The following is a 4,693-nucleotide window of genomic DNA, read 5'->3' on the forward strand; positions in this document are numbered from 1 at the left end:
CGCAGCGCGGCGGCCTCGTCCTCGGCCAGTTCCGGTAGCAGCGTGGTCATCACGCCGCTGCGCCCCACCACGCGCGGCAGGCTCAGCGCCACGTCGCTCACCCCCTCGACCTCCGGCGTCACGATCGAGACCGAGAGCACGCTGCGCTGGTCATCACGCACCGCCTGCACGATGCGCGCGAGCCCCGCACCGATGCCGTACCACGTGGCCCCCTTGCCCTCGATGATGCGATAGGCGGCGCGGCGCACGCCCTCGTCGATGCGTTCGCGCACCGAGGCGGTGATTGCGGCACCGACCTGCACGCCGAAGCGCGCCACCGGCTCCGAGCCGGCCCGCGCCGAGGCCCAGGCCAGCACCTCCGAATCGCCATGCTCGCCCAGCACGTAGGCATGCACCGATTGCGGCGCCACGCCGAGATGGTCGCCCAGAAGGCTGCGAAAGCGCGCGGTGTCGAGGATGGTGCCGGAGCCGATGACCTTCTCGCGCGGCAGGCCGGAGATGCGCAGCGCCACCTCGGTCATCACGTCGACCGGGTTGGAGGCCACCAGCAGCATGGTCTCGGGCGCGGCCTTCTGCACGCCCGCAATGACCTGCGCAAAGACCTCGGCATTGCGCGACAGCAGGCTGATCCGGTCCTCGCCGGGCTTCTGCGCGACGCCGGCGGCAAGGATCACCAGGTCGGCCCCCTCGAGCGCGTCGTAATCGCCCGCCGAGACCCGGCAGGGATGCGCGAAGGGCACGGCGTGGGCGATGTCCTCGGCCTGCGCCACCGCGAGCGCCATGTTGCGGTCGACAAGGACGATCTCGCTCGCGCCGCCGCGCAGCGCCAGCGCATAGCCCGCCGCAGAGCCCACCATGCCCGCGCCCACGATCCCGATCTTCATGGCGATTCTCCTCGTCTGAGTGTGCGAGAAGGTTTGCACGCTAACGGCGAGGGGAACAGGGGCAGGCGCCGCTTGGCGCGTGGATGCGGCACCCGACTGCCGCACATTGCCCAAGCTGCGATCTCCGGACGATGCCTGCGCGGATTCAAGCCCGAAGGGCGCCGCGCCATCGTCATGCTGGAAGCATGCCTCCGGCATGGCCCGCCCCCCGGGCTGGCGATTTGGTGGTGCTTTGTGCTGAGCTTTGAGGTCCTGCGGACGTGGCGGGGATAAACCTAGGGATTCTGCCGTCAGATCGCCATCCCGCGGGCCGGCGACGGCGCGGCGCCCGCCTCAACTCGCAGCGCCCAAGAATAGGGAGCCGCGGAACCCAGCGCCCCGACCCTCAGACGTCGAGCTTTGCCATCAACGTGCGCAGCGCCGTGCGCTCGTCCTCGTCGAGCTTCGCGGTGCGGCTACGGAACAGCGTCGCCTGGCTGCGCAGCACCGGCTCCTCGTCGATCACCTTGAGGTGGTTCGCCCGCAGCGTCTCGCCGGTCGAGGTGATGTCGGCCACCGCCTCGGCGGTGAGGTTCTTTACCGTGCCCTCGGTCGCGCCCTGCGAGTCGACAAGCTGGTAATCCGCCACGCCGCCCTGCCGCAGATATTCGCGCACCAGCCGGTGATACTTGGTGGCGATCCGCATCCGGAAGCCGTGTTGCGCCCGGAACGCCGCCGCCGCCGCGTCGAGATCGTCGAGCGTGTCGACATCGACCCAGCAGGCCGGCACCGCGACGATCAGGTCGGCCTGACCGAAGCCCAGCTCGGCCAGCGGCTCGACCTTCTGGTCCCATTGCACCAGCTTTTCGCGGATCAGGTCGGTGCCGGTGACGCCGAGATGGATGCGGCCCGCCGCCAGCTCGCGCGGAATCTCGCCCGCCGAGAGCAGCACCAGATCGACGCCCTCGACCCCGTCGACGGCACCGGCATATTCCCGGTCGTTGCCGGTGCGGGCGAGGCCCACGCCGCGGGCCCCGAACCAGTCGAAGGTCTTCTCCATCAGGCGGCCCTTCGAGGGCACCCCAAGCTTCACACTCATGCCCGCTCTCCCGTCTGCAGAAGCAGCCCCGGACGGATCACCCCGCCCACCGCAGGGGCGGCGCGGCCATTGCCCAGCCGCTCGGTCAGCGCATCATAGCGCCCGCCGGTCGCCACCGGCGGCAGGTCGGGCCGCGCCGTGGGCACGAAGCCGAAGACGAAGCCGTCGTAATATTCCATCGAACTGCGGCCGTAGCTCGCCTCGAATTCGAGCGTCGCCACGTCGACCCCGCGCGCCGCCAGCGCCTCGCAGCGGCGCTCGAAGCGTTCGACCGCAGGGCGCAGCGCCGGCATGTCGACGGCGATGTCGTGCAGTTGCTCGAGCGCGAAGGAGCAGGTCTCGCGCACCGCCAGCAGCGTGTCGATCAGCAGCACCTGGCTCTCGCAGAGCGGGCCTTCGGCGGCGTCCTCGCGCAGCGAGGCGATGCGGGCGGCGACCTCCGCCTCCGAGCGGAGGCCGATCGCCGGCCCGGCGCTTTCCATCGGGTTTTCCAAAGCCAGCAGCGCCTTGCGCGACGGCGGCACCGGGCTGCGGCCCGAGTAGCGGTCGAGCAGGGCGCGGAAGCGGCGCGGGCGCCAGATGTGACGCATCAGGGCGGTGCGGCGGCGCTCGGAGGTCTCGAGCCCCGCGACGGCGGCGGTCAGGATGCCGATATCGCCGGTCACCGCGCGCAGCCGGTAGGGCGCCAGCGTCTCGGCGAAAAGCGCGAAGACTTCGGCATCGGCCTGCGCCGGATCGTCATCGGCGAAGAGCTCGAAGCCGACCTGGAAATACTCCGGCGCGCGCTCGGGATGCTCTTCCTGGCGGCGGAAGACCTCGCCGGCATAGGTGTAGCGCGACGGCGCCGCGCCGGTCTCCATGTGCATCTGCACGACAGGGACGGTGAAGTCGGGCCGCAGCATGACCTCGCCTCGCGCGGGATCGTGGGTCACGTAGGTGCGGGCCCGGATGTCCTCGCCATAGAGGTCGAGCAGGGTTTCGGCCGGCTGCAGGATGGCGCAGTCGACATTCTCGGCTCCGGCCTCGAGAAACCGCGCCCGCAGGCGGACGGCTTCGGCGCGTTCCTGCGCGATGGTCACGCCCATTGGTTCAGGATCTCTCTCACCTTGGCGACCAGATCGCCGCGCGGCACCTCGTATTGCGACGGGCGCTCCTTCCATTCCTCGAGGCTGGCGCTCTCGGCCAGCTTGGCGCCGAGGATCAGGTCCTTGATCTGCAGCACGCCGCGCTCTTTCTCGTCGCCGCCCTCGATCACCGCGACCGGCGAGTTGCGCTTGTCGGCGTATTTGAGCTGGTTGCCGAAGTTCTTCGGGTTGCCGAGATAGACCTCGGCCCGGATGCCGGCATTGCGCAGCTCGGCGACCATGGCCTGGTAATCGGCCATGCGGTCGCGATCCATCACCGTGACGACGACGGGGCCCTGCACGGTGCCGCCGATGCGGCCCTTCTCGCGCAGCGCTGCCAGCAGCCGGTCGACCCCGATCGAGACGCCGGTGGCGGGCACCGACTGGCCGGTGAAGCGCTTGACGAGATCGTCATAGCGCCCGCCGCCCGAGACCGAGCCGAACTGGCGCTTGCGGCCCTTCTCGTCGAGGATCTCGAAGGTCAGCTCGGCCTCGAAGACCGGGCCGGTGTAATAGCCAAGCCCGCGCACGACGCTGGGATCGATCTCGATGCGGTCGCTGCCATAGCCCTGCGCCGCGAGCAGCGCGCCGATCTCCTCGAGCTCGTCGACCCCCTCGGAGCCGATCTGGCTGCTGCCGATGGCGGCGCGCAGGTTGGCGATGGTGGCGCCGGCATCGCTGCCCTTCGAGGTCAGGAAGGCGAGCACCGGATCGGCCTGCGCCTCCGAAAGACCCACGCCGTCGATATAGGCGCCCGAGGCGTCCAGCCGGCCCTTGCCCAGAAGCTCGCGCACGCCCGCCTCGCCGACCTTGTCGAACTTGTCGATGGTGCGCAGCACCGCGTCGCGCTGTGCGTCATCGTCGAGCCCCATGGCCTCGAGCACGCCGTTCAGAACCTTGCGGTTGTTGACCCGCACGAGATAGTCGCCGCGCGGAATGCCGACCACTTCCAGCGTATCCGACAGCATGGCGCAGATCTCGGCATCGGCGGCGACGCTGGCCGCGCCCACGGTGTCGGCGTCGCATTGGTAGAACTGGCGGAAGCGGCCGGGGCCGGGCTTCTCGTTGCGCCAGACCGGGCCCATGGCGTAGCGGCGATAGGGCAGGGGCAGGTCGTTGCGGTGCTGGGCATAGACCCGCGCCAAGGGCGCCGTCAGATCGTAGCGCAGCGCCATCCACGACTCGTCCTCGTCCTGCCAGGCGAACACGCCCTCGTTGGGCCGGTCGACATCGGGAAGGAACTTGCCGAGCGCCTCGACGGTCTCGACAGCGCTCGATTCCAGCGCCTCGAAGCCGTAGCGATGGTACACCCCGGCGATGGCATTGAGCATCTCGGCGCGCTCGGTCACTTCGGGACCGAAATAGTCGCGGAAACCCTTCGGCGTCTGTGCCTTGGGGCGGGGGGCTTTTTTCACTTTGGCCATGGCGGGCTCCGGGCTCGTCCAGATTGCGCGCCCCCCTTAGCCGCTTGCGCGTGCGGGGGCAAGCGACCGGCGGTGCGCAACCGCCCTGCGGCATCGCGCGTGGCTTGTGTCGCATGCCTCCGGCGGGGATATTTAGAGCCAGAAGAAGACAGGGGCGCGGGGCTTCCCCCCGACCTGGGTTGT

4 protein-coding genes are annotated in these 4,693 nt (G+C 69.9%); all 4 read right to left on the reverse strand.

Annotated features, from left to right (window positions below; all coding sequences use genetic code 11):
- Positions 1 to 884 (reverse strand): L-lactate dehydrogenase (locus AC6RA4_RS23335; RefSeq protein WP_500164363.1); only part of this gene is annotated, 884 nt, incomplete at its 3' end.
- Positions 885 to 1,269: 385 nt separating this feature from the next.
- Entirely contained in the window at positions 1,270 to 1,962 is a 693-nt protein-coding gene (hisG, locus tag AC6RA4_RS23340; RefSeq protein ID WP_500164364.1) for an ATP phosphoribosyltransferase, read from the reverse strand.
- Positions 1,959 to 3,047, reverse strand: a complete 1,089-nt coding sequence (locus AC6RA4_RS23345; protein ID WP_500164366.1) for an ATP phosphoribosyltransferase regulatory subunit — start codon at positions 3,045 to 3,047, stop codon at positions 1,959 to 1,961. The genes hisG and AC6RA4_RS23345 overlap by 4 nt, the downstream gene beginning before the upstream one ends.
- Positions 3,038 to 4,510, reverse strand: a complete 1,473-nt coding sequence (gene hisS / locus AC6RA4_RS23350) for a histidine--tRNA ligase (RefSeq protein ID WP_500164367.1) — start codon at positions 4,508 to 4,510, stop codon at positions 3,038 to 3,040. The genes AC6RA4_RS23345 and hisS overlap by 10 nt, the downstream gene beginning before the upstream one ends.
- Positions 4,511 to 4,693 lie beyond the last annotated feature (183 nt).

Source organism: Salipiger sp., from assembly GCF_059781815.1.